The sequence below is a fragment of the Rhodococcus sp. NPDC006774 genome, assembly GCF_040636045.1.
GTDB lineage: Bacteria > Actinomycetota > Actinomycetes > Mycobacteriales > Mycobacteriaceae > Rhodococcoides.
Window position 1 is genome coordinate 271,411 of sequence record NZ_JBEYIW010000005.1, and the last position, 23,804, is coordinate 295,214.

A 23,804-nucleotide genomic window follows, 5' to 3' on the forward strand; every position below is an offset into this window, starting at 1 on the left:
CCCCAATGCGTTAACACGGGGGGAGCCGTTTTCGTATGACCGAACGTTTCGATTCGGCGCCAGGGGAGCGCACGGATGCGGAGCTTCTTGCTGCCCATGCGGCCGGGGAGCCGAATGCCTTCGCCACACTCATCTACCGACACCACGAACATCTGTGGCTGACGGCCCGCCGCACGAGCTACACGCCCGAGGACGCCTCCGATGCTCTGCAGGAGGCATTGCTGTCCGCCCATCGCACGGCCGGGTCGTTTCGCGCCGACGCCGCAGTGCGGAGTTGGCTGCACAAGATCGTCGTCAATGCCTGCCTCGACCGCATCCGTAGAAACAAAGCGCGCCCGTCGGTTCCGTTGAGCGAGAACGAAAGTCACGAGCCGGTGTCGCCCAGGGATCGGATCTCCGAGACGGAGACGAGCATTCTCGTTCGGCAGGCTCTGATGACGTTGCCGCCCGACCAACGTGCAGCCGTCGTCATCGTGGACATGGAGGGCTACTCGGTGGCCGACGCTGCCGCATTGCTCGGCGTTCCCACCGGTACCGTCAAGAGTCGATGCGCCCGCGGTCGACTCAAACTCTCGACGCAGCTCGCGTACTTGAAAGATGCGGGGAACCGAATCTGACCCCCTCGCGTCTATACCGTGTGAGAGGGAAAGCAGACCAGGCGAAGGGAGGCAGGAACGTGCCGTCGAGCACCGACGCTCTACAAGCCCCGTTCTCGCCGGAGCTACTCGCCGATCTGCATGCGGATGCACTTCCCGAGGACGTCAGTAGGCAACTGTGGCCACTGGTTCGACTCGACGAGGATTCGATGCAGATACTCGCCGGTCTCGACGCCGTCTCGGCTCGTCTGCACGAGGTGGGCGAGGATCCCACCGGGACGATGCCGATTCCGCCCGACGTCGCTCGACAGATCGATCGCACCCTCCACACGGTCGAGCAATCGGCGGTCGAGCACTCGGCGTCCCCGGTGGGCGTCGTCGTTCCGCTGCGTCCGCGCAGACGCCGTGTCGTTCTCGGAACCGCCGCTGCCGCAATACTTCTGGCGACCGGATCGATTGCTGCCGCGGCGGTCCTGTTCACACCGGACGAACCCGAATCGATCACTGCCGACCCGTCGCAGGCTCCGGATTCGTCGCTGGTTCTCGATTCTGCCGACCTCGACTCCGGTTTCGCGTTCAGCATCATCGGCAAGCGTGATCCCGGGGTACTGGCCGATCCGGCCGACCTCGCTGCCTGTCTGCAATCCAACGATGTGGATCCGGCCACCACCGTTCTCGGATCGAGTCGAGTGCGCGTCGACGGGCGAGACGGAACCCTGCTGGTCCTCGCCGGAGCGCAGCCCGCACAGTTCATCGCCCTTGCGGTGGGTAACGACTGTGGCACCGCCAACCCGGACGTGCTGACGCGTCGGGATATCGGCTGACAGATCTCTCACCGGGGAACAACTGCCTCTAGGGTGGTGTTGACCAGATGTACGTCGACCGGCGTGTGCGCTGAGCACTCGGTTGTCGACCGCACGTATACCCCGCACATGATCGGAAGGTCTGCATTGAGTACCCCCAAGGTTCACGATCTCATCATCGTCGGCTCGGGACCGGCCGGTTACACCGCCGGTGTCTACGCCGCACGGGCGGAACTGGAACCGATCCTGTTCGAGGGAACGCAGTTCGGCGGTGCGTTGATGACCACCACCGAGGTCGAGAATTTTCCCGGGTTCCGCGAGGGCATCATGGGCCCGGATCTGATGGAGCAGATGCGCGAGCAGGCGAAACGATTCGGCGCCGACATCCGAACCGAGGACGTCGAGGAGCTCGACCTGACGGGCCCGATCAAGACGGTCTCCGCCGGCGGCGAGACCTACCGTGCCCGCGCGATCATCCTCGCCATGGGCGCAGCAGCTCGCTACCTGTCCATCCCCGGTGAGGAGAAGTTGCTCGGACGCGGCGTCAGCGCCTGCGCCACCTGTGACGGCTTCTTCTTCCGCGATCAGGACATCGCCGTCATCGGTGGTGGCGACTCGGCCATGGAGGAAGCGACCTTCCTCACTCGCTTCGCCCGCAGTGTCACGATCGTGCACCGCCGCAGCGAGTTCCGTGCGTCGCGCATCATGCTCGAACGCGCCAAGAACAACGACAAGATTCGCTTCCTCACCGATACCAAGGTGCTCGAGGTCCTCGGCGACACCAGCGTCACCGGGCTTTCGCTCGAGCACGCGGAAACCGGCGAGAAGACCACCCTCGACGTGACCGGAATGTTCGTGGCAATCGGCCACGATCCCCGCAACGAGCTGGTCAAGGGCCAAGTCGAGCTCGACGACGCCGGCTACGTCACGGTCGCGTCGCCCACTTCGGCCACGTCCGTCGAAGGCGTGTTCGCTGCCGGAGACCTCGTCGATCACGTGTACCAGCAGGCCATCACGGCTGCGGGTACGGGCTGCACCGCGTCGATCGACGCCGAGCGTTGGTTGGCCGAGCAGGGCGACATCACCAGCAACACGCTCGAACACGCCGACCAGCCGGTCGACGCAGTCAACGCCTGACAGGCACCGAACTTCCAACATCGAGGAGATACACAATGTCCGACGACAAGAGCACAGTCACCATCACCGACGCGTCGTTCGTCGACGATGTTCTGACCAGTGAGAAGCCCGTCCTGGTCGACTTCTGGGCCACCTGGTGCGGCCCGTGCAAGATGGTCGCCCCGGTTCTCGAGGAAATCGCGGCCGAGCACAAGGACAAGCTCACCATCGCCAAGCTCGACATCGACGCCAACCCGCAGGCTGCTCGCGACTTCAAGGTCATGTCGATTCCCACGCTGATCCTCTTCCAGGGTGGCAAGCCGGTCAAGCAAATTGTCGGCGCAAAGGGCAAGGCCGCGCTGCTCAAGGACCTCGAAGGCGTTATCTGACTCACCCACACACAGTGTGGATTGCAGCGGAAGCCAGTCTTTCTGCGACAATCATCGGATGTGCCGATGCTTCGGCATCGGCACATCAGCTGCAAGTGTGAGTGCCGTCGGAACGATCGAGAGGCTTTGTCGAGGATGCAGGAACTCAGTCACGGCGATTCCGGACCCGCCGTCGCCGAGGTCCGCGGCACTCTGTCGGCTCTCGGATTTCTTCACGAAGCAGTCGTTCCCCCCGGCCCGATGGACGACGGCCACTGGACAGCTCCCGGTTCCGTCTTCGACGGTGCCCTCGGTGGAGCAGTACGCGCATTCCAGCAGCATCGCGGTCTGCTGGTCGACGGTGTGGTCGGCCCGGCCACGTATCGCGCGCTGAAAGAAGCGTCGTACCATCTCGGCGCTCGAACCCTCATCTACCAGCTGTCCGCTCCGCTGTACGGCGACGATGTCGCCTCGTTGCAAACGAGGCTGCAGGATCTCGGCTTCTACAACGAACGCGTCGACGGCTTCTTCGGCCCCCGCACACACGAGGGCCTGTCTTCGTTCCAGCGCGAGATCGGACTCTCCCCGGACGGCATCTGTGGACCGGCGACCCTGCGCTCTCTCGACCTTCTCGGAACTCGCGTCACCGGTGGATCCCCTCACGCCATGAGCGAGGAAGAACTCGTTCGCAAGTCCGGACCGCAGTTGACCGGCAAGCGCATCGTGATCGATCCCGATCTCGGTGGAGCCGACACCGGACGCATCGTCGACGGAGCCTTCGGCCGCGTCTCCGAATCGGAGATTCTCTGGGATCTGGCGAGTCGACTCGAAGGCCGCATGGCCGCGACCGGAATGGAGACCTTCCTCTCCCGTGCGCGCGGGACCAATCCTTCGGTCGCCGACCGCGCCGAGACGGCCAACGCCTGGGGTGCCGATCTGATGATCTCGTTGCGCTGCGCATCGAGCACCAGCCCCGTGGCCAACGGCGTCGCGAGCTTCCACTTCGGTAACTCGCACGGATCCACCTCGATGATCGGTCAAGTACTGACCAGCTACGTGCAGCGTGAAATTGTCGCCCGCACACCGCTTCTCGACTGCCGCAGCCATGGCCGCACGTGGGATCTGTTGCGCCTGACCAACATGCCGACCATCCAGATCGACCTCGGCTACCTCACCAACGAATCCGACGTCGAAGTTCTCAGCGACCCGCGGTTCCGCGACATCATCGCCGAAGCTATTTTGATCGCCGTGAAGCGCCTGTACCTACTCGGTCAGGACGATCAGCCGACCGGAACGTTCACCTTCGCCGAGTTGCTCGCCGAAGAGCTCGCTGCCTCCGATCGCCCCTGACCTACCGCGCGCGAACGCGTCGGTCGGTGAACGGTCAGCGCGCCCCGACCGTCGACTTCTGCTCGATGTCGACGACGGAGATGCTGGCCGCGATCAGTAGCTGCTCGAGTGCAGACTCGACATCCTGCTTCCACCCGTGATCGCGATCGAGCTCGAGCCTCAGTCTCGGGAATCTGTGGTGGGGAGCAATGACCTCGAACCCGACCTTCTCGAGGAAGTCCGCTTCGATCATGCACGTCGACGCCGAACACGTCAGCTGCGCCGTGGCGTTCGGAACCGCCGGCGCAGCATCGTCGGCGTTGCGCCGAATACCGAACGCCTCCAGAGCGCGAACTCCACGATTGACGAGATCGCCCACGACCGCCTGAATCAGCGTGGCCGAATGCAGGTCCGCGTCGTCCGGCGAATCGATCCGGAGTTGGGTCAGTAGAACTGCATCGTGACTGACCGGCGATGTCGGGAACGTCGTCGCCCGCGGAACTGCGCGGGGTGGACAGTAGAGGGCGCATCCGATCGTCCTGCCGTCGACGGACAGCAACTGCCCGCACGATCCCCACTCGAGCATGATGGTCGACAGCCATACTTCGTTCTCGAATTCGAGGTCGACCGTGGAACTCTCCGACGCGGGGTCGAGGACCCAGAAGCTGCATCGCCGCGAATGCGTCGGTAAGTGCTCGAACGAACCGAGCGTCACTCCGGTCACCATCGCCGACACCGCTTACCTCAGCCTTCGTGCTCTCGTTCACCGCGAGAATTCTCGATCGGAGCCGATCCGCTCCTCGATCAGGATAGGCGATTGATTCGTTTAACCCGTCGGGTGGAGCCGATCATTCAAATGTGTTGCATCACAGTATTTTTCGAGCAGATTTCGAGATTTCGGGACCGCCTCCGACCGAGCTACGTCACAGTGACGTTTCGACCGCGTATGACTGGTCCTGAAAAATCGCCGCTACTTTTTCTTCTGCGCTTCCATCATCTCGACGATCCTCTGAAGGTCGTCGACAGAACCGAATTCGACCACGATCTTCCCTTTTCGCTTGCCGAGACTGACTGTCACCCGTGTATCGAACGAATCCGAGAGGCGATCGGCGACGTCCTGGAGGCCCGGCATCTGAATCGGCTTGCGCCGGGGTGCCGGTTCCGGGCTCTTTCCGTCCTCCCGATTGGCAAGGGTGACGGCCTCTTCGGTCGCGCGAACGGACAGACCTTCGGCGACGATTCGCGCCGCCAACGACTCCTGCGCATCCGACCCAGCGTCCAGCGACAGCAAGGCGCGGGCGTGGCCGGCCGACAGAACTCCGGCAGCTACTCGTCGTTGCACGGGAATCGGCAACTTCAACAGACGGATCATGTTGGTGACGACCGGACGTGACCGACCGATTTTCGCGGCCAATTCCTCGTGCGTGACGTCGAATTCTTCGAGCAGCTGTTGATACGCGGCCGCTTCTTCGAGTGGATTGAGCTGCACCCGATGGATGTTCTCGAGCAAGGCATCGCGCAACATGGCGTCGTCTGCGGTTTCCCGAACGATCGCGGGGATCGACTCGAGGCCGGCTTCCTGGCTTGCTCGCCACCGACGCTCGCCCATGACGAGCTGATATTTCGCGTCTCCGGCGGCAGCGGAACCCGATACGAGACGAACCACGATGGGCTGCATGAGCCCGAATTCGCGGATCGAGTGGACCAATTCGGCCAACGAGTCGTCGTCGAAGACGTGCCTCGGCTGCTTCGGATTGGCTTCGATTCGATCCGGTGCGATCTCGCGGTAGACGGCGCCGACGGGGGAGAGGTCGTCTCCACTCAGCACCGGCGGTGTCGGTGTGGGTGCCGTCGCGGTCTCGGTGGGCTCGTCGGCCGGTGCGGTTCGTTTCGGCTTGGTGGACGTGTCCGGACGGTCCTTCGCGTTGCGATCGGCCCCGATGATCACGTCTGCTGCAGCGTTGCCCAGACGTGGGCCGGCGTCAGGTCCGGTGGGAATGAGTGAGGCCAGGCCGCGACCCAGACCACCTTTGCGCGTTGAGCTCATCTGGTTACTTCTTTCGTGCTTCGTCGATGCCGGCCGATCGGGCAGCGAGCTCTCGTCCGGCGTCCAGGTAGCTCATCGCACCTCGTGAACCGGGGTCGTAATCCAACACCGTCATGCCGTACCCGGGAGCCTCGGATACCTTCACGCTGCGAGGTATGACGGCGCGCAGGACGGCGTCGCCGAAGTGCTTGCGGACCTCTTCCGCGACCTGGTCTGCCAACTTGGTGCGCCCGTCGTACATCGTCAGGATCACGGTGGAGACGTGGAGTTCGGGATTCAGATGCGACTGCACCAGCTCGATATTGCGAAGGAGCTGGCCCACACCTTCGAGCGCGTAGTACTCGCATTGAATGGGGATGAGCACCTCGGTCGCAGCGACGAGCGCGTTGACCGTCAGCAGACCGAGCGACGGGGGGCAGTCGATCAGGATGAAGTCGGCGTCGATGCCGGCGAGCTCCTCCACCGACAGCGCCGTCTTGAGGCGCCCCTCACGGGCGACCATGGACACCAATTCGATCTCTGCGCCGGCGAGGTCGATGGTTGCCGGGATGCAGAACAACCTGTCGCTGTGCGGACTCTTCTGCACTGCGTCCTTGGCGCTCACCTCACCGATGAGGACCTCGTAGCTGGACGGCACACCGGAGTGATGCTCGACGCCCAACGCCGTGCTGGCGTTGCCCTGAGGGTCCAGATCGACCACCAGAACTGTCAGGCCCTGGAGTGCGAGAGCGGCAGCCAGGTTCACGGCGGTCGTCGTCTTCCCGACGCCGCCCTTCTGATTGGCAATCGTCAGCATGCGTCGCTTCGCAGGCTTCGGCAGCGACACCGATCCGGGATGCAGAACTTGGCTGGCTCGATGTGCCGCGGCGCCGATGGGAGTGTCGTTCGGTGAGATCGCGTTGGTGTACTCGAACCCGGAGTTGGCCGCCACCCCCGACTTGTTCCCCGAGTTGCTCGACGCGTTCTTCTTGGACGCTGTTTCACGTGAAACAGCGGGATCGGACCCACCCGACATATGTGCTCCTTAGTGCGGAACTGACTGTGTTCAATACGATCGATCAGATCGAGCGTGGGGCGTACGAGCCCACGATCGAAATCAGTGACGACTCAGTCTCCGCGGCTCACGCACCGCTCTGACGACGATGGTGGGAGTGGGCAACAGACCCACTCCACACTCCACTACCTCCAGCTTGCCAGCACCCATTCGAGTGAGGGAAGTCCGGTCGCGTTCGATCTCCTCTGCGGCGCTCGAACCCTTCAGAGCCAGCATGCGCCCGTGCTCATGAACCAGGGGGAGTGACCACTTCGCCAGCTTCTCCAACGGCGCCACCGCTCTCGACGTGACCACGTCGGCACCGCCGGCTTCCTTCTTGACGCCGGGCTGTTCCGCGCGGCCACGCACGACCAAGATATTCAGATCGTGTTCTTCGATGAATTCGGCGAGATACACGGTTCGGCGAAGAAGGGGCTCGACGAGGGTCACGCGCAGATCGGGTCGCGCGATCGCCAGCGGGATTCCTGGCAAGCCCGCGCCACTGCCGATATCCACAACGGTCTCGCCTTCATCGATCAGCTCACCGATCGCCGCACAGTTGAGGATGTGTCGCTCCCACAGCCGTGGCACTTCACGCGGTCCGATGAGGCCTCGTTCGACACCGGCCGTCGCCAACGAGTCGTGATACCTCCGTGCCAACTCGAGCCGATCACCGAAGATCTGCTCCGCCACGGCCATCAACTGGTTGCTATCCGATCCTTCTTGTTCCACGTGAAACATCTTCCCGTGCCCGGGCACGGAACGCCAAACGACATTGCTGTAACTCGGTCGAATACGCTCTCCACTTCACAATCGGCCGCAGAGCGGGCACCTGACGGGCGACACTCGGACGGAGCCGCTCATCCATTCACGAACGAAGCGCATGCCGATGTTCGGCCGAGTCGGGCCAACGGATGGAGCTATCCCGTCCTCGGTCTTGCGGCCAATCTGCCGACCCGAACCGGAATGGTGTGACCGATGCCGCCGGGCCATTTCTTAGCCCTCACAGGCCGCTCGAGTCGGCATGCCATGTTTCACGTGAAACTGCTGCCGGACGGACCATCGGCCGAACCTCTCGACACGTTCTCCCGAGCGTCGTCGACGACATCGCGGTCGACGACTTCCCGACGCATCGATGTCGACATCGTCGCGCCCGTGACTCGGCGAGCTGTCTCGTCCCAACTGGATCGGATTGCCGGCGCTACACACAACGGGCTCGGCCGATCGGTTGGCGCGCGCCCGCACGACAATGGACGGATCCACAGGGCGAAGTGTCGGCCACATCAATGTCGGCCGCCCATCCCTGACCCCACGCGTTGATGTACACCCGACATCGATCGCGTCCATGTCTGCAGACACGTCCGTGAGCAACCGATCAACGATGACAATGTTTCACGTGAAACTGGGCACCAGCTGGAGCCGACGTTGTCCGGGGGGAGTGGATCCGCGGACGATCGGAACACGAACGAATCTCGTCCCGCGACGAGCACAGTTCCGGGCACCCGCGGTTCCAGTCACGGCCACAGTCGGGGAGCGGCCCCGAGACGTAGATGTTCTCGATCGCATCATGATCGACTCGAACACCTACTCGCCGCATCCGAACTCGCAGCCGCATCCACAGATCATTTGCATCTACCGGTCATCCAGATCGCCCACGGACTCGACGACCCACACGCGCGTCCTGTCGATGTCCCGCAGTCCCGAACGCACTCCGGCCCGTCTCTCCGGCCCGTCTCTCCGAATCGAGAACATCGAGCTCCTCGATCGGCACCGCTCGTGACAACCTCGGCCCCACGCGCCTGGATGGCCTGCCGAGGATGGTCACAGCTCGAACCTCCGACTAGCGGTGCCCTTCCTGCAATCCGATTGCCTTGGATGGATCCGGTACCGATGGATCGTCGACATCTCGTGGAGTGCGACTCCAGCCCTTCACAACTGGCACAGGTCGCGCCACTGAGGGATGGTCACGACATCATGGGTAGGGCCACCGGCAGAGACCCGCTCAGCGGACACGATCGCTGAACCCGACAAAGGCCGATCTGGATCGAATCGATTCGGCCCACCGGATCGATTGTGGCTGGGTGTCCTGTGCTGACCAGAAGTCGATGGACTCCGATAGCAGTCGTACTGTTTCCCGTGAAACCGCCGGGATCCGGACCAGCTCGATCGGTCGCCAAAATTCGCAACTGCCTGGAACCGACGCCCGTGCATCTATCCGGGCGGTCGGTCGCACGGCAGCCCTCCACGAACTAATCTCCATCGAAGTTTCGGCCACAAATGTTCGCGCCTCGCATGCGGCGTGTTTCACGTGAAACAAACTCGACCGACGCGCAACGGAGCAGAAGAATCACCGTCGTCTTTGCCGTCACAGTGACGAAAGCGCAGTGCATGCCTGATCTCGAGAATCCGGCAAGAAAATCGATCCCAACCGCGCGACCCATTGGCAGCCGTCGAGCAAATTACATCGATGAGATTCCGCCGACGGATCCAGAACATCCGGATACGACGATGGCCCCCACCGAAGTGGGGGCCATCGACTGGAACGCTCTGTTATGCCTTGACGACGACTACTCGTCGAGCCGGCTCGACGCCGGTGCTCTCGCTCGCGACGCCGTCGATCTTGGCGACCGCGTCGTGCACGATCTTTCGCTCGAACGGGGTCATCGGGGTCAGCTCTTCGCGCTCTCCGGATTCGAGTACACGACGCGCTGCTTCGGCACCGAGGTTGCCGAGTTCGGTCCGCCGATTCGCACGCCAGCCGGCGACGTCGAGCATCAGCTTGCTGCGCTCACCCGTCGACTGCTGAACGGCGAGACGAGTCAGCTCCTGCAGTGCATCGAGAACTTCACCCTTGCGACCGACGAGCTTGGCGAGATCGTCGCCACCGTCGATGCTGACGATGGCGCGGTCACCCTCCACGTCGAGATCGATATCGCCGTCGAAGTCCAGGACGTCGAGCAACTGCTCGAGGTAGTCGCCGGCGATCTCGCCTTCTTCGACCAGGTAGTCCTCGTCGTCCTCATCGTCCTCGTCCGACGCATCGTCGGACTTGTCCTCGACGACGCTCGAATCCTCGGACTTCTCGACCACAGGAGTCTCGTTCGAATCCACGTCGACTGCACTCACCTGATCGGCCTCGACCGCCACGTCACTTGCTCCATCCCCGGATACCGCACCGACTGTGTTCTGTACTTCGTCGTTCTGAGCTTCTTCTACGTCCGCTGCCATGTTCGTCCTTCTCTCGACGTGTCGGTCAGCGCCGCTTGCGCTTGGTCGACTTGTTCCGGTTCGCCTGCGGTCTCGGTTTCGCCGGCGATGCAGCACCGGTGGTCGAATCGGCAATGCCCTCGCCGGTCTCGGCCGTCGACGAATCGCTCGTCGGCGTCATCTTCGAGAGCTTGGGGCGAGCACCGGGCTTCGGCTTGGTGGTGGACACCGGCTTCACACCCGGCTTCGGCGCGTTCTCGGAACGCTTCTCCATCGCAACTGCGGCCTTGGATGCTTCTTCCTTGTCGATCTTTCCGAACACCAGATGCTGCTGCACGTACGTCCAGGTGTTGTTGCTGACCCAGTACAGCAGGATCGCGACGGGAAGCAGGGCGCCGAACACCAGAACGCCGAGCGGGAAGACGTAGAGCGCGAGCTTGTTCATGATCGCGGACTGCGGGTTCGCAGCAGCGGCTGCGCTCTGGCGTGCAACCGAGGCACGGGAGTTCATGTGCGTCATGATCGCCGCGATGATCATCAGCGGGATCGACACAGCAGCGATGACCCACGTGGACGGAATGGTGGCGTCGGGACCCACGGCGAACGCGTTGAGCTGATCCTGCGGCATGGTGATCCACGCCGAGATCGGAGCGCCGAACAGACGGGCGTCCAGGAAGGACTGCACGTCGGCCACGTTGAACGCGTAGTTGGACAGCTCGCGGTTCTCCTCGGGGGTCAACCCGAGCTGGCCGAAGCCGGTACCGGTGCGGTTGAACGAGCGCAGCACGTGGAACAGACCGATGAACACCGGTGCCTGCGCCAGCACGGGCAGGCAACCCATCAGCGGATTGAAGCCGTGTTCCTTCTGGAGCTTCTGCATCTCCACGGCCATCTTCTGCTTGTCTTTGCCGTACTTCTTCTGCAGAGCCTTGATCTGCGGCTGTAGCTCCTGCATCTGCCGCGTGGTGCGGACCTGCTTGACGAAGGGCTTGTACAGAATCAGGCGGAGGGTGAAGACCAGGAAGACGACGGACAGTGCCCAGGCGAACCCATTGCTGGGATCCTGGAACACAAAGCCGAACACCTTGTGCCACACCCAGAGAATCCAGGCAACCGGGTAGTAAATGAAGTCGAGCACGGCTCTATGTACTCCTCTGTTCTTCCACTCGCGCGAGATCGTGGTGTTCTTCGGTTTCGGTCGGTTCGGTGACGATCGCGCGCCACCTACCGGGTTCGGGTACCGGGTCCCAACCTCCAGAGTGCCAGGGAGCACATTTGAGGAGGCGGACGACTGCCAGCAACGAGCCCTTCGTCATCCCGTGTACCTGGAGCGCCTCGATGGCGTATTCGCTGCAGGTGGGGGAGAAGCGACAGGTGGGGGGTCTCATCGGGGACACGTAGGTCCGGTACAACCCGATGAAATAGACGAGTGTTCGAGCAGGAATGGAACGAAGGTTGCCCATGAATGTCATGACGGCGGACCCTTCGGAGCTTCGAGAAGACCGAGCTTCTTCAATCCTGAACGCAGTTGAACCAGTAGATCTGCCGAGGACGCACTCGCAGCTCCGGGCAGTGCACGGATCACCACGTCGGTGGTCTCCGGGAGCTCACCGATGACGTCGGTACAGATATGCCGAAGCCGGCGCGCAACTCTATGACGAGTTACGGCCGGCCCGACTGCCTTGCTGACGATCAATCCGAAACGTGGCCCGCGAACGGTCGATGCGATGTCCTGTTCGTCACGCACTACGGCGTGAACCACAAGATTCGATCTACCCATTCGGCGTCCTCGACGCACCGCTACGGAGAAATCACGTGCTCGGTGTAGTCGATTCGGCTCAGGAAGCATCCCGAGCTCCAAGCTTCGGACGAACAGATATCAGGCTGTGAGTTCTTTACGGCCCTTGCCGCGACGTGCGGAAACGATTGCACGACCCGCACGGGTACGCATACGAAGACGGAAGCCATGAACGCGCGCGCGGCGGCGATTGTTCGGCTGGAACGTCCGCTTGCCCTTGGCCACGGTCAACACTCCTCGAGATTGAAACGCCGATCTGTCGGCGCCTGCTGGAAAGGTTCTCAGCGAGTCCGGATGAACTTGCTTGCCTCCCGAGCGAGAAATCCGAGTGAAGACAGACTGTGAGCAGCCAGCAAGCATCGGCCACCTCGCTATTGGGTGACTGTTCGAGAGTACTGATCGAGTCACCGCCGGTCAAACTCGCTCTCGAGCCACGAGCGCCGTCGTTCATACACAGGCAGTGCCGGTTTCCCGCCACCGATGGTGTGATGTGCGTCGAAATCGCCGCCGGACGACCACACGCTGCGACACAATTCGTTCGATCGCACCACAGACAGTCGGCATCGGTGCAGGTCAGACTGGCGCAATTGCCATACCACGAGCCCGAACGCGTTCTGGGGTCACATCGGTGTCGTTTATCCACACCTGTGGATAATTGTGTGGAAACACAGTTCAGGTGGCATATTCGTACCTTGCGGGGTCCACCCACGGACCCTGGTCTCGGCCGCAGCGACGCACGAACGACGACGCTATCCGACGACGTTGCCGCGCGGGTACGAAACGACGCGCGAATTCACGCGTCGAACACCGCCCGAGACCAATGCTCGACGACGGAGGGCCCAACGTGAACGACGATCCGGATGCGCTCGCGCGCATCTGGCCCGAGGTGGTCGCGGAGCTCACATCCGACCGACACAGTGGGTCGCCGCTGACCAAAGGCCAGAAGGCCTGGCTCGCGCTGGTCAAACCGCTGACATTGACGCAGGGCTTCGCACTGCTCGCAGTTCCGTCGACTTTTGCGCAGGAAGCGATCGAACGAGATCTTCGCGAACCCATTCTCGGCGCCCTCGGGCGTCACCTGGGACAGGGTGTCGAGGGACTCGGAGTGCGTATCTCCGCTCCCGAGGACGAGAAGATCGACTCCGAGCGATCGCCGTACCCCGATGCCCCCAGTTCTCCGACTTATCGGCGCCGCGTCCTGACCAGCAGAGACGACGAGCCGTCGGACTCCGAGACGGCCGACTACGAAGAGGTCGACGACGAACGCGAGGCTCTCGCTAGCGTCCAGAACTCGTGGCCGACGTACTTCACGAAACCTCCCGAGTCGACGCCTCCTTCTTCGGGTGCCAACAGCCTCAACTCGAAGTACACCTTCGACACCTTCGTCATCGGCGCCTCCAATCGATTCGCTCACGCAGCCGCGGTGGCGATTGCCGAAGCACCTGCTCGCGCCTACAACCCGCTGTTCGTGTGGGGGGCGTCGGGTCTGGGCAAGACTCACCTCCTGCACGCGGCCGGGCACTATGCGCAGCGCCTGTTCCCGGGCATGCGCGTGAAGTACGTCTCGACCGAGGAATTCACCAACGACTTCATCAACAGTCTTCGTGACGACCGCAAGGTGGCGTTCAAGCGCCGCTACCGGGAGACCGACGTACTGCTCGTCGACGACATCCAGTTCATCGAGGGCAAGGAAGGCATCCAGGAGGAGTTCTTCCACACCTTCAACACCCTGCACAACGCGAACAAACAGATCGTCGTCTCGTCCGACCGCCCACCGAAGCAGTTGGCCACGCTCGAGGAGCGGCTTCGTACCCGCTTCGAGTGGGGCCTGATCACCGATGTGCAGCCGCCCGAGCTCGAGACGCGGATCGCCATTCTGAGCAAGAAGGCTCGGATGGACCGGCTCGATGTGCCGCACGACGTGCTCGAGCTCATCGCCAGCCGAATCGAGCGCAATATTCGTGAGCTCGAAGGCGCCCTCATCCGAGTGACGGCGTTCGCATCGCTCAACGGACAAGCACTCGACCTCACTCTGGCCGAGGTGGTTCTCCGCGATCTCATCCCCGATTCGTCGAGTCTGGAGATCAATGCGGCCACGATCATGGCCGTGACCGCGGAGTACTTCAACACCTCCATCGAGGACCTGTGTGGGCCGGGTAAGGCCAGAGCACTGGCCATGGCCAGGCAGATCGCGATGTATCTCTGCCGGGAGCTCACCGATCTGTCGTTGCCCAAGATCGGCCAGACGTTCGGCCGGGACCACACGACGGTGATGTACGCGGACAAGAAGATTCGCAAGGAGATGACCGAGCGTCGCAAGGTGTACGACCAGGTTCAGGAGCTGACCGCGCGGATCAAGCAGCGCTCGAAGCGGTAGGCAACCGGCAACGAACGATCCCGGAAGACGGCACCGAATCCCATCGCGGGTTCGGTGCCGTCGCTGTTTTCCCGTCGTTCGCCGGAGCGATTCTCGACGCAGATTCCTCGATTTCTGGAGGCGCCGACCATTGATTCACACCTGTGGATAACCATGTGGACAACATCGAAGTTCTGGGGATGGAGTGTGGGCGCCTGTGCACCGATGTGATTCGTCCACAGGCAGCCGGTCGTCAACCACGTATTGGTCCCGAGTTCATCCCCACGACACCACGCTCGGCCACCAGCGGATCGAATGGTCCGTGCACAGATTCCACAGGACCTATTAATACTTCTGTTTTCTCCTTGAAAGAACTTCTTTGAAAACAGGTGTTGGGGAACGATCCGTTCACAGGCCCCCCGAGATCACCCGAATCCCACGTTCGGCGTGACCCTCGCGCTTCCGTCTTCGGTTCGGAGGGCATACGGTGTGCTTGCGCTGGATGTGCCACACTCGTCCTTGCATCGGTTCGAGCCGCAACCATCGTGGTTGCACCGCTCCGGCCATGACGACGAACACCACCGAACGAGAGGAAATGCCGAGCGATGGAGCTTGGAAGTTTGAAGTTTCGCGTTGCTCGTGAAGATTTTTCCGATTCCGTCGCGTGGGTAGCCCGTAGCCTGCCGTCTCGGCCGCCCGTTCCCGTTCTCGGTGGAGTTCTTCTCGCTGCCGACGAGCAGGGTCTGACGGTGTCCGGATTCGACTACGAGGTCTCCGCTCAGGTCAAAGTGTCGGCCGAAGTTGCCACTGCCGGCCGAGTCCTGGTGTCGGGCAAGCTACTTGCCGATATCACCAAGTCTTTGCCGAACAAGCCGGTCGACGTCACGGTCGACGGCACCCGCGTTCTGGTCAACTGCGGAAGCGCCAAGTTCTCGCTGCCGACGATGCCGGTGGAGGATTACCCGCAGCTCCCCGAGTTGCCCAGCAACACCGGTTCGCTGGCCGGTGATGTCTTCTCCGAGGCGATTGCCCAGGTCGCGATTGCGGCGGGCAAGGACGACACGCTTCCCATGCTCACCGGTATCCGCGTGGAGATCGACGGCACCAACGTCGTTCTCGCGGCCACCGACCGTTTCCGGTTGGCGGTTCGTGAGGTGGAATGGGCTCCCGCCGGGGCCGACACCACCACCGCGGTGCTCATCCCGGCCAAGACTTTGTCCGAGTCGGCAAAAACGCTCGGTGGTAACTCCGGCTCACCGGTCGAGCTGGCCCTCGGTTCCGGCTCGTCCATCGGTAGCGACGGTTTGCTGGGCATCGTCAGCGACGGGCGCCGCACCACCACGCGTCTGCTCGATGCCGAATTCCCGAAGTTCCGTCAGTTGCTGCCGGCCGAGCACACTGCGGTGGCGACCCTCGAGATCGCATCGCTCATCGAGGCCATCAAGCGTGTGGCTCTCGTTGCCGAGCGTGGCGCGCAGGTTCGCCTCGAATTCAACGCCGAGGGCGTGTTGCTCTCCGCAGGTGGCGACGATGCAGGCCGCGCCGAGGAGGCACTGCCTGCCGATTTCCAGGGCGAGGCACTGACCATCGCGTTCAACCCCGGCTACCTCATCGACGGACTGTCGTCGTTGCACAGCGAGAAGGTCACCTTCGGATTCACCACGCCGAGCCGGCCCGCAGTGCTGCGGCCGACCTCGGACGAAGAACTCGTGCCCGATGACGCAGGCAAGTTCGCGGCACCGCAGTCCGAGTACACGTACTTGCTGATGCCGGTCAGGCTGCCGGGCTGATCCAGCCTCGTTACTGTTGAACCCGCGGGAACTTTCGCACCTGACACAGACAAGGACGCCTCATCATGCAGCTGGGCTTGGTCGGTCTCGGAAAAATGGGCTTCAACATGCGCGAGAGACTGCGTGAGCACGGTCACGAGGTCGTCGGTTACGACCCTCGACCCGAGGTGACCGATACCCCGTCACTGGCCGGTCTGGCGGAGGCGTTGACGGCGCCCCGCGTGGTGTGGGTGATGGTTCCGTCGGGCAAGATCACCCGCGATACCGTCACCGGTCTGGCCGATGTACTCGAGCCGGGCGATCTGGTGATAGACGGCGGCAACTCTCGGTTCACCGACGACAAGCCCAACGCAGAGTTGTTGGACGCCAAGGGAATCGGTTACATCGATGCCGGGGTATCCGGTGGCGTCTGGGGCCTGAAGAACGGCTACGGCCTGATGGTCGGTGGCCAGGACGAGCATGTCGCCCGTGCGATGCCGATCTTCGATGCATTGCGTCCCGAGGGCGAGCGCGCGGACGGTTTCGTTCACGCCGGTCCGGTCGGTGCCGGTCACTACTCGAAGATGGTGCACAACGGCATCGAGTACGGGCTGATGCAGGCGTATGCCGAGGGTTACGAGATCCTCGAAGCCGAAGAACTCGTGCAGGACGTGCAAGGAGTGCTTCGGGCCTGGAGCAAGGGCACGGTCGTGCGGTCGTGGCTGCTCGATCTACTGGTCGAAGCGCTCGGTCAGGATCCGGAGTTCAGTGAGATCTCCGGGTACACCGAGGATTCCGGTGAGGGCCGTTGGACCGTCGAGGAAGCCATTCGTCACGCTGTCCCCGCGCCGGTGATCTCTGCGGCGTTGTTCGCGAGATTTGCGTCGCGGCAAGAGGATTCGCCTGCCATGAAGGCTGTTTCGGCACTGCGGAATCAGTTCGGCGGGCATGCGGTCAAGAAGGCCGACGCCGACGAGACCCTGCGCGCCCCGGCGCCGAAGAACACCGAGTAAGTGTTCGTCCGGTCTCTGCAGCTACACGATTTCCGATCCTGGGACGACCTCACCGTCGACCTCGGACCGGGCTCGACCGTGTTCGTGGGGCCGAACGGACACGGCAAGACCAATCTGCTCGAGTCGATCAACTATCTGTCGACGTTGTCCTCCCATCGCGTGTCGTCGGACGCTCCCATGATCAGGGCAGGTGCCGCCAAGGCGTTCGTGGGCAGTGCCGTGGTCAATCACGGTCGCGAACTGATCATCGATGTCGAGCTTCTCGAAGGTAGAGCCAACAAGGCTCGGATGAACAGGTCACCACTGCGGCGCCCACGCGAGATTCTGGGCGTGTTGCAGAGTGTGCTGTTCGCTCCCGAGGATCTCTCGCTGGTCCGCGGCGATCCCGGCGAGCGACGACGCTATCTCGACGAGCTGCTCACCAGTCGCATTCCTCGAATGGCCACTGTCCGTGCCGATTACGACAAGGTTCTGCGGCAACGATCGGCTCTGCTGAAGACAGCGAGTGGATCGTTGCGCCGCGGAGCGTCGTCCGGAGACGGCGCGAGTGCCCTTGCCACCCTGGACGTCTGGGATGGTCATCTCGCGGCTCATGGAGCTCGATTGCTCGCTGCCAGAATAGCTTTGGTGCACGAGCTGATGCCTTTCGTGCAACAGGCCTACAGTTCGATCGCACCGGAATCGCGGTTGGCTGCCGTTGCCTATCGTTGCAGTCTTGCCGATGCGCTCCCACCGGAATTCTCCGATGCCGATCGCGCACCCGAGCCTGATGACATCGATGTGCTGGAAGCTGCTTTCCTTCACCAACTTTCGGTGATGAGACAGCGCGAGATCGAACGTGGGGTGTGTCTGGTGGGACCGCACCGCGACGACCTGGAATTGATGCTCGGTGATCAACCGACCAAAGGCTTTGCCAGCCATGGTGAATCGTGGTCGTATGCACTGTCGTTGCGGCTCGGGTCCTTTGCGCTGTTGCGAGAGGACGGCACCGACCCGGTTCTGATGCTCGACGACGTGTTCGCCGAGCTCGACCGCAAGAGGCGCACTGCGTTGGCGACGGTGGCCGCCGGCGCAGAGCAGGTCCTCATCACGGCGGCGGTACCGGAGGACGTCCCTCCCGAACTCGATGCTCGACGGTACGGGGTCGAGGCGACGCAGAGTTCGGATTCCGGTGCAGCAGGGCGTATCTCGCGAATCTCGGACCTGTCGGACGACAACGGCATCGCACGTTCGGAAGGTGAGGTTCCATGACTGACGACGAGGCATCGCCCACAGACAACGGTGAAGTACCGGAACTGAAAGGCGTCGATCTGGCGCGTCGAGCACTCGAGGACGCGCGGGCCGCAGCCAAGGCCAGTGGCAAATCGGTGGGACAGGGACGGTCGTCGCCCACCGGCGGAGTTCGAGCGCTGCGGGGGCGTCGTAGACGCGGTTGGTCGGGTGCCGGACCGGACGACCGTGATCCCCAGGCCTTCGGGGCGTTGGCGAATTCGATCGCGTCCAAGCGTGGGTGGTCGGCCAAGGTGTCCGAGGGCGCGGTGCTGGGCCGGTGGCCGAGCGTGGTCGGCGAGGACATCTCGGCTCATGCGGACCCCACCGGTCTCAAGGACGGAGTGTTGAGTATTTCGGCGGAGTCCACGGCATGGGCGACGCAGTTGAGGCTGATGCAGTCGCAGATTCTGGCCAAGATCGCAGCTGCCGTCGGTCACGGCGTGGTGACGTCTCTGCGTATCACCGGTCCGACGACGCAGAGCTGGAGAAAGGGAGAACGTCACGTGCGCGGACGGGGCCCGCGCGACACGTACGGATAGTGATACATCCCAACGATGGCTTTCCGAACCGGCTGGTCCAGGTGATCCTCAACAGATGTTGGGGCCAGTGTTGCTGTGACATGGTCGATGTGCGTAGCGTGATTCGCGACACTCAGCGGTCGGGGGATCGATGAAGATGTTCTGCACGGCCATCGGACGAGGAGAAGTTGTGTCTGCACCAACCAAGAAGGCATCGACAGCGGCCGTCGATGTGGACGGAACCCCCGAAGACCGAGTCGTTCTACATGCCAGAAAAGTCGAGTTCGACTGGAATTCTCTGCCGTTGCACTACATGGACGGCAATCCACTCGCGACCCACCTGATCAACGTGATGCACCTGCTTCTGCCCGAGGGTGAGGAATGGTTCGTGCGCACGTTCAAGGAAGCGCTGCCGCTCATCCACGACGATCAGCTGCGCGACGACGTGATCGGATTCATCGGTCAGGAAGCCATGCACGCGCAGGCGCACACCGATGTCCACGACCAGCTCAGGGCGCACGGCATCGATGTCGATCCCTACGTCGATCAGATGAAGTTTCTCTTCGGCCGCGCCCTCGGCAACAGGTCCGGTCACGGCCAGAACAGTTTGGTCGAACGTCTCGCCCTCATCGCCGCCGCAGAGCACCTCACCGCCTTCCTGGGCGATTGGGTGCTCAATGCCTCGGAGTTGGACGAGGCCGACGTCGATCCGATCATGCTGGATCTGCTGCGGTGGCACGGAGCCGAGGAGGTCGAACATCGTTCGGTGGCCTACGAGGTGATGCGGTACTTCGACGTGCGCCCGGCCCGCCGAATTCGCACGTACGTCGTCATCGCGCCCACCCTCGTGTGGTTCTGGACCCGCGGCGTTCGCTTTCTGATGAGCCAGGATCCGACGCTCGCGCACCTTCCACCCAAGCAGCGCACACCGTCGTTCCGAGAATTTCGCCGAGTGGCCAACGCCGGTCTGTTCCCGACCCCGATGTCGATGATGAAGGCATCGCTGCGCTACTTCAAGCGCACCTATCACCCTTCTCAGGAAGGGTCGACGGCGCAGGCAGTGCAGTATCTGGCCACCTCACCGGCAGCTCGGTCCGCCGATCGATGACCAAACGCACGTTGCGGAGCAAGCTCGGCGCAATGGCACAGATGGTCGACTCGTTCCGAGCGGGACGCACCATTCCGAAGAATCTGTACGGCCGTGACGAGCCCGATCAGACCGGTCCACACACGTAGACCGAACCGCCGGGTGCCGTGGCACCGAGCAGATCCATGCTCGACGGCATGCCGTCCACATCGTCGGTCCGCACCGTCACGCGATCGGCATCCCAGCCGGCGATCTCGTCGAGGAACGGCATCGATTCGCGCGAGCGGCCGCAGTAGACGAGGTGCCAGTCCATCCCCGTCTCACGAGCACGACGCACCATCGAGATGATGGCGGTGATGCCGATTCCGCCGGCCACGAACACTGCATGCTCGGACTGGACGAACGGAAAACCGTTGCGCGGCCCGCGAATTGCCACCTCGGTACCGACCGGGAGATCGTGCATCTCACGCGACCCGCCGCCGCCGTCGGGCACCAGGCGCACGGCGATGGAGTAGGAGTCGGTATTCGGTCGTCCGCACAGCGAGTACTGCCGACGGCGTCCGGACGGGAGATAGAAATCCAGGTGCATTCCCGGTGCCCAAGCAGGCAGCGCCGCGCCGTCGGCGGCCGAGAACGTCAGTTGGACCACCTGCTCGTCGACGCACAGCACCTCGCGTGAATCCAACGTCAGTAGCCGGGTGCGTGCGACGGCCGGCGCCGCGAACGACGCGTCGTAGTCGTCACCGTCGAGCAGAGCGAACCATTTGTCGAGCGCATCGGTCACCAATGACACTCCGCCGATGATCGATCTGGTTCGGGCCTCGTTCGACTCGCTGCCCGCCACTCATCTGCACTTCGAGCGGTTCTCGCCTCCGCCGGTGAAGAACGGCGCCGAGTTCGAGGTCCAGCTCGTCGATTCCGGGCAGGTCATCGCAGTGGGTCCGGACGAGACTGCGCTGCATGCCATTCGGCGTCTGCGCCCGGACGTCGCGTACTCCTGCCAACAGGGATTCTGCGGGACGTGTCGGGTTCGAGTACTGAGCGGAACACCGCAGCATCGAGAGAATCGACTCACGGTCGAGGAGCAGCAACACGAGATGTTGATCTGCGTTTCGCGATCCGAGGGCGAACGGATCGTGCTCGATCTCTAGGGGAGCAGCTGGATTCACCCTTCATATTTGTCGTCCGGCATCGAGAAAATGCGCCTGTGAAGCAATCAGGGGGCTTTTAGGGGTGTCATCGTGCCCATGCTGTCGTAGGCAACCAGTACTATGGACCGGTACGACATCAAGCCCGGAACAAACGCATGGACCCGGGCGCGGCCGAAAGCGACTGCGCTCGTCCCTGCGGTAGCACCCTGACGGGGTGTGAGCGGGGTAGTGGACGCGTAGAAGGAGAACCAGCTAACCGTGGCTGCCCAGAAGTCAGGTAACAACGAGAACAGCAAGGATTACGGCGCTTCGTCCATCACGGTCCTCGAGGGCCTGGAAGCGGTTCGTAAGAGGCCCGGTATGTACATCGGTTCCACCGGTGAACGAGGCCTGCATCACCTGATCTGGGAGGTCGTCGACAACTCCGTCGACGAGGCCATGGCCGGCTATGCCTCCACCGTCGACGTCACCATCCACGAGGACGGCAGCGTCGAGGTCAAGGACGACGGTCGAGGAATCCCCGTCGCCATGCACTCCTCCGGTGTACCCACCGTCGAGGTCGTCATGACGCAGCTGCACGCAGGCGGCAAGTTCGACTCCGACTCCTACGCGGTGTCCGGTGGACTGCACGGCGTCGGCATCTCGGTGGTGAACGCGCTCTCCACCAAGGTCGAGCTGCAGATCGCGCGCGACGGTCATCGCTACAAGCAGACCTACGACTACGCCAAGCCCAGTCCCCTCGAGACCGTCGGCGACACCGGTGAGACCGGTACCACCGTGCGTTTCTGGGCCGACGGCAAGATCTTCGAGACCCTCGACTACAGCTTCGAGACCGTGCACCGCCGCCTGCAGGAGATGGCGTTCCTGAACAAGGGACTGACCATCAACTTCACCGACGAGCGAGTGGCGGCAACCGACGCGACCGAGGAAGAACTCGGTGAGACGGCCGAGGCTCCCAAGACGGCGGAGGAAGAGCAGGCCGACGCCGCAGCAGCCAAGCCGGCCAAGGTGCGCAAGCGCACCTACCACTACCCCGACGGTCTGGTCGACTTCGTCAAGCACATCAACAGGACCAAGACCGCGATCCACAACTCGGTCGTCGGCTTCACCGGCAAGGGTGAGGGCCACGAGGTCGAGATCGCCATGCAGTGGAACGCCGGTTACTCCGAGTCGGTGCACACCTTCGCCAACACCATCAACACGCACGAGGGCGGCACCCACGAAGAGGGTTTCCGAACCGCTCTGACCTCGACGGTGAACAAGTACGCGCTGGAGAAGAAGCTCGTCAAGGAGAAGGACGTCAAGCTCACCGGCGACGACATCCGCGAGGGTCTTGCCGCAGTCATCTCGGTGCGAGTCGGGGAACCGCAGTTCGAGGGGCAGACCAAGACCAAGCTCGGCAACACCGAGATTCGGTCGTTCGTACAGAAGGCATGCAACGAGCACCTGGCGCACTGGTTCGAATCCAACCCGGCCGACGCCAAGACCATCATCAACAAGGCGGTCTCGTCCGCGCAGGCCCGGATGGCCGCACGTAAGGCCCGAGAGTTGGTGCGCCGCAAGAGCGCAACCGATATCGGTGGCCTTCCCGGCAAGCTCGCCGACTGCCGCTCGAACGACCCGAGCAAGTCCGAGATCTACATCGTGGAGGGCGACTCCGCAGGCGGCTCGGCCAAGTCGGGGCGAGACTCGATGTTCCAGGCGATCCTGCCGCTGCGCGGAAAGATCATCAACGTCGAGAAGGCTCGCATCGACCGCGTCCTCAAGAACAACGAGGTCCAGTCGATCATCACCGCGTTCGGTACCGGCATCCACGACGAGTTCGACATCACCAAGCTGCGGTATCACAAGATCGTGCTGATGGCCGACGCAGACGTCGACGGCCAGCACATCTCCACCCTGCTGATGACGCTGTTGTTCCGCTTCATGCGACCGCTGATCGAGCACGGCCACGTCTACCTCGCCATGCCGCCGCTGTACAAGCTGAAGTGGAGCCGCGGTGAACCGGACTTCGCCTACTCCGACCGCGAGCGCGACGGTCTGCTCGAGGCCGGCATCGCCAACAAGCGCAAGATCAACATCGAGGACGGCGTCCAGCGCTACAAGGGCCTCGGCGAGATGAACGCCAAGGAACTGTGGGAGACCACGATGGATCCGTCGGTCCGCGTCCTGCGTCTGGTGACGCTCGACGACGCGGCCGCCGCCGACGAACTGTTCAGCGTTCTGATGGGCGAGGACGTCTCCGCGCGTCGTAGCTTCATCGCCCGTAACGCGAAAGATGTTCGCTTTCTTGACGTCTAGTCACTTCCCTTCACGCACCGATGTGTTCTCTCGGTGCGTG

The 23,804-nt window shown here is 62.8% G+C and carries 22 protein-coding genes and 2 pseudogenes; 14 read left to right on the plus strand and 10 right to left on the minus strand.

Going from position 1 to position 23,804, the window contains the following annotated elements; translation table 11 throughout:
• Positions 1–35 precede the first annotated feature (35 nt).
• The 5 genes from sigM (at position 36) to ABZ677_RS10610 (ending at position 4,233) form a co-directional block, all read left to right on the plus strand.
• On the plus strand, positions 36–617 hold the full coding sequence (gene sigM, locus ABZ677_RS10590) for an RNA polymerase sigma factor SigM (RefSeq protein ID WP_037195284.1): 582 nt from the start codon (positions 36–38) through the stop codon (positions 615–617).
• Positions 618–676: 59 nt separating this feature from the next.
• The gene (locus ABZ677_RS10595; RefSeq protein ID WP_358369084.1) at positions 677–1,420 is read left to right on the plus strand and encodes a hypothetical protein; all 744 of its coding nucleotides are present in this window, start codon (positions 677–679) and stop codon (positions 1,418–1,420) included.
• A 126-nt stretch (positions 1,421–1,546) separates the two neighbouring features.
• Positions 1,547–2,536: a thioredoxin-disulfide reductase gene (gene trxB / locus ABZ677_RS10600; protein ID WP_037195710.1), complete on the plus strand. Its 990-nt coding sequence runs from the start codon at positions 1,547–1,549 to the stop codon at positions 2,534–2,536.
• A gap of 35 nt (positions 2,537–2,571) precedes the next feature.
• A complete protein-coding gene (gene trxA / locus ABZ677_RS10605; protein WP_008711582.1) occupies positions 2,572–2,904 on the plus strand; it encodes a thioredoxin in 333 nt (110 codons plus the stop codon).
• 135 nt (positions 2,905–3,039) lie between these two features.
• Positions 3,040–4,233, plus strand: coding sequence for an N-acetylmuramoyl-L-alanine amidase (locus ABZ677_RS10610; RefSeq protein ID WP_037195287.1), 1,194 nt, complete (start codon positions 3,040–3,042; stop codon positions 4,231–4,233).
• 34 nt (positions 4,234–4,267) lie between these two features.
• Here ABZ677_RS10610 and ABZ677_RS10615 read toward each other — a convergent pair whose 3' ends face one another.
• From ABZ677_RS10615 to rpmH, 9 genes are all read right to left on the minus strand, one after another.
• Positions 4,268–4,948, minus strand: coding sequence for a GNAT family N-acetyltransferase (locus ABZ677_RS10615; protein ID WP_358369089.1), 681 nt, complete (start codon positions 4,946–4,948; stop codon positions 4,268–4,270).
• A gap of 234 nt (positions 4,949–5,182) precedes the next feature.
• Positions 5,183–6,259, minus strand: coding sequence for a ParB/RepB/Spo0J family partition protein (locus tag ABZ677_RS10620; protein WP_037195292.1), 1,077 nt, complete (start codon positions 6,257–6,259; stop codon positions 5,183–5,185).
• Positions 6,260–6,263: 4 nt separating this feature from the next.
• A complete protein-coding gene (locus ABZ677_RS10625) occupies positions 6,264–7,274 on the minus strand; it encodes a ParA family protein (protein WP_037195294.1) in 1,011 nt (336 codons plus the stop codon).
• Positions 7,275–7,355: 81 nt separating this feature from the next.
• Positions 7,356–8,033: a 16S rRNA (guanine(527)-N(7))-methyltransferase RsmG gene (gene rsmG / locus ABZ677_RS10630; RefSeq protein ID WP_358369093.1), complete on the minus strand. Its 678-nt coding sequence runs from the start codon at positions 8,031–8,033 to the stop codon at positions 7,356–7,358.
• Positions 8,034–9,842: 1,809 nt separating this feature from the next.
• Positions 9,843–10,520, minus strand: a complete 678-nt coding sequence (locus ABZ677_RS10635; RefSeq protein WP_358369096.1) for a R3H domain-containing nucleic acid-binding protein — start codon at positions 10,518–10,520, stop codon at positions 9,843–9,845.
• A 25-nt stretch (positions 10,521–10,545) separates the two neighbouring features.
• A complete protein-coding gene (gene yidC, locus ABZ677_RS10640; protein ID WP_037195298.1) occupies positions 10,546–11,637 on the minus strand; it encodes a membrane protein insertase YidC in 1,092 nt (363 codons plus the stop codon).
• Positions 11,638–11,641: 4 nt separating this feature from the next.
• Complete coding sequence (gene yidD / locus ABZ677_RS10645) at positions 11,642–11,971, minus strand: membrane protein insertion efficiency factor YidD (protein WP_037195300.1); 330 nt, start codon at positions 11,969–11,971, stop codon at positions 11,642–11,644.
• Positions 11,968–12,348, minus strand: a complete 381-nt coding sequence (gene rnpA, locus ABZ677_RS10650) for a ribonuclease P protein component (RefSeq protein WP_317801885.1) — start codon at positions 12,346–12,348, stop codon at positions 11,968–11,970. Before rnpA ends, yidD begins: the two co-directional genes overlap by 4 nt.
• A 30-nt stretch (positions 12,349–12,378) precedes the next feature.
• Positions 12,379–12,522, minus strand: a complete 144-nt coding sequence (rpmH, locus tag ABZ677_RS10655; RefSeq protein WP_026347786.1) for a 50S ribosomal protein L34 — start codon at positions 12,520–12,522, stop codon at positions 12,379–12,381.
• Between the two features lie 619 nt (positions 12,523–13,141).
• On the opposite strand from rpmH, the gene dnaA reads away from it, so the two are divergent.
• The 7 genes from dnaA to ABZ677_RS10690 all read left to right on the plus strand — a co-directional run bounded on the left by dnaA (position 13,142) and on the right by ABZ677_RS10690 (position 20,461).
• Positions 13,142–14,674, plus strand: coding sequence for a chromosomal replication initiator protein DnaA (gene dnaA, locus ABZ677_RS10660; protein ID WP_037195714.1), 1,533 nt, complete (start codon positions 13,142–13,144; stop codon positions 14,672–14,674).
• Between the two features lie 584 nt (positions 14,675–15,258).
• A complete protein-coding gene (dnaN, locus tag ABZ677_RS10665; RefSeq protein WP_037195305.1) occupies positions 15,259–16,443 on the plus strand; it encodes a DNA polymerase III subunit beta in 1,185 nt (394 codons plus the stop codon).
• A gap of 65 nt (positions 16,444–16,508) precedes the next feature.
• A complete protein-coding gene (gene gnd, locus ABZ677_RS10670; protein ID WP_358369105.1) occupies positions 16,509–17,435 on the plus strand; it encodes a phosphogluconate dehydrogenase (NAD(+)-dependent, decarboxylating) in 927 nt (308 codons plus the stop codon).
• Positions 17,436–18,686, plus strand: coding sequence for a DNA replication/repair protein RecF (gene recF, locus ABZ677_RS10675; RefSeq protein WP_037195309.1), 1,251 nt, complete (start codon positions 17,436–17,438; stop codon positions 18,684–18,686). It begins immediately after the preceding gene.
• A complete protein-coding gene (locus ABZ677_RS10680) occupies positions 18,683–19,246 on the plus strand; it encodes a DUF721 family protein (RefSeq protein WP_037195312.1) in 564 nt (187 codons plus the stop codon). The genes recF and ABZ677_RS10680 overlap by 4 nt, the downstream gene beginning before the upstream one ends.
• A gap of 169 nt (positions 19,247–19,415) precedes the next feature.
• Positions 19,416–20,333, plus strand: a complete 918-nt coding sequence (locus ABZ677_RS10685; RefSeq protein ID WP_358369108.1) for a metal-dependent hydrolase — start codon at positions 19,416–19,418, stop codon at positions 20,331–20,333.
• Positions 20,330–20,461, plus strand: coding sequence for a hypothetical protein (locus ABZ677_RS10690; RefSeq protein ID WP_358369111.1), 132 nt, complete (start codon positions 20,330–20,332; stop codon positions 20,459–20,461). The genes ABZ677_RS10685 and ABZ677_RS10690 overlap by 4 nt, the downstream gene beginning before the upstream one ends.
• On the opposite strand, the pseudogene ABZ677_RS10695 reads toward ABZ677_RS10690, so the two are convergent.
• Positions 20,446–21,066, minus strand: a pseudogene (locus ABZ677_RS10695) (ferredoxin reductase); the annotation flags it as partial. The gene ABZ677_RS10690 and the pseudogene ABZ677_RS10695 sit on opposite strands and share 16 nt — an antisense overlap.
• Before the next feature lie 40 nt (positions 21,067–21,106).
• Between ABZ677_RS10695 and ABZ677_RS10700 the strand changes: the two are divergent.
• Both ABZ677_RS10700 and gyrB read left to right on the plus strand, forming a co-directional pair.
• A pseudogene (locus ABZ677_RS10700) lies at positions 21,107–21,463 on the plus strand (2Fe-2S iron-sulfur cluster-binding protein); the annotation flags it as partial.
• Between the two features lie 258 nt (positions 21,464–21,721).
• Positions 21,722–23,764, plus strand: a complete 2,043-nt coding sequence (gene gyrB / locus ABZ677_RS10705; RefSeq protein ID WP_094632160.1) for a DNA topoisomerase (ATP-hydrolyzing) subunit B — start codon at positions 21,722–21,724, stop codon at positions 23,762–23,764.
• Positions 23,765–23,804 lie beyond the last annotated feature (40 nt).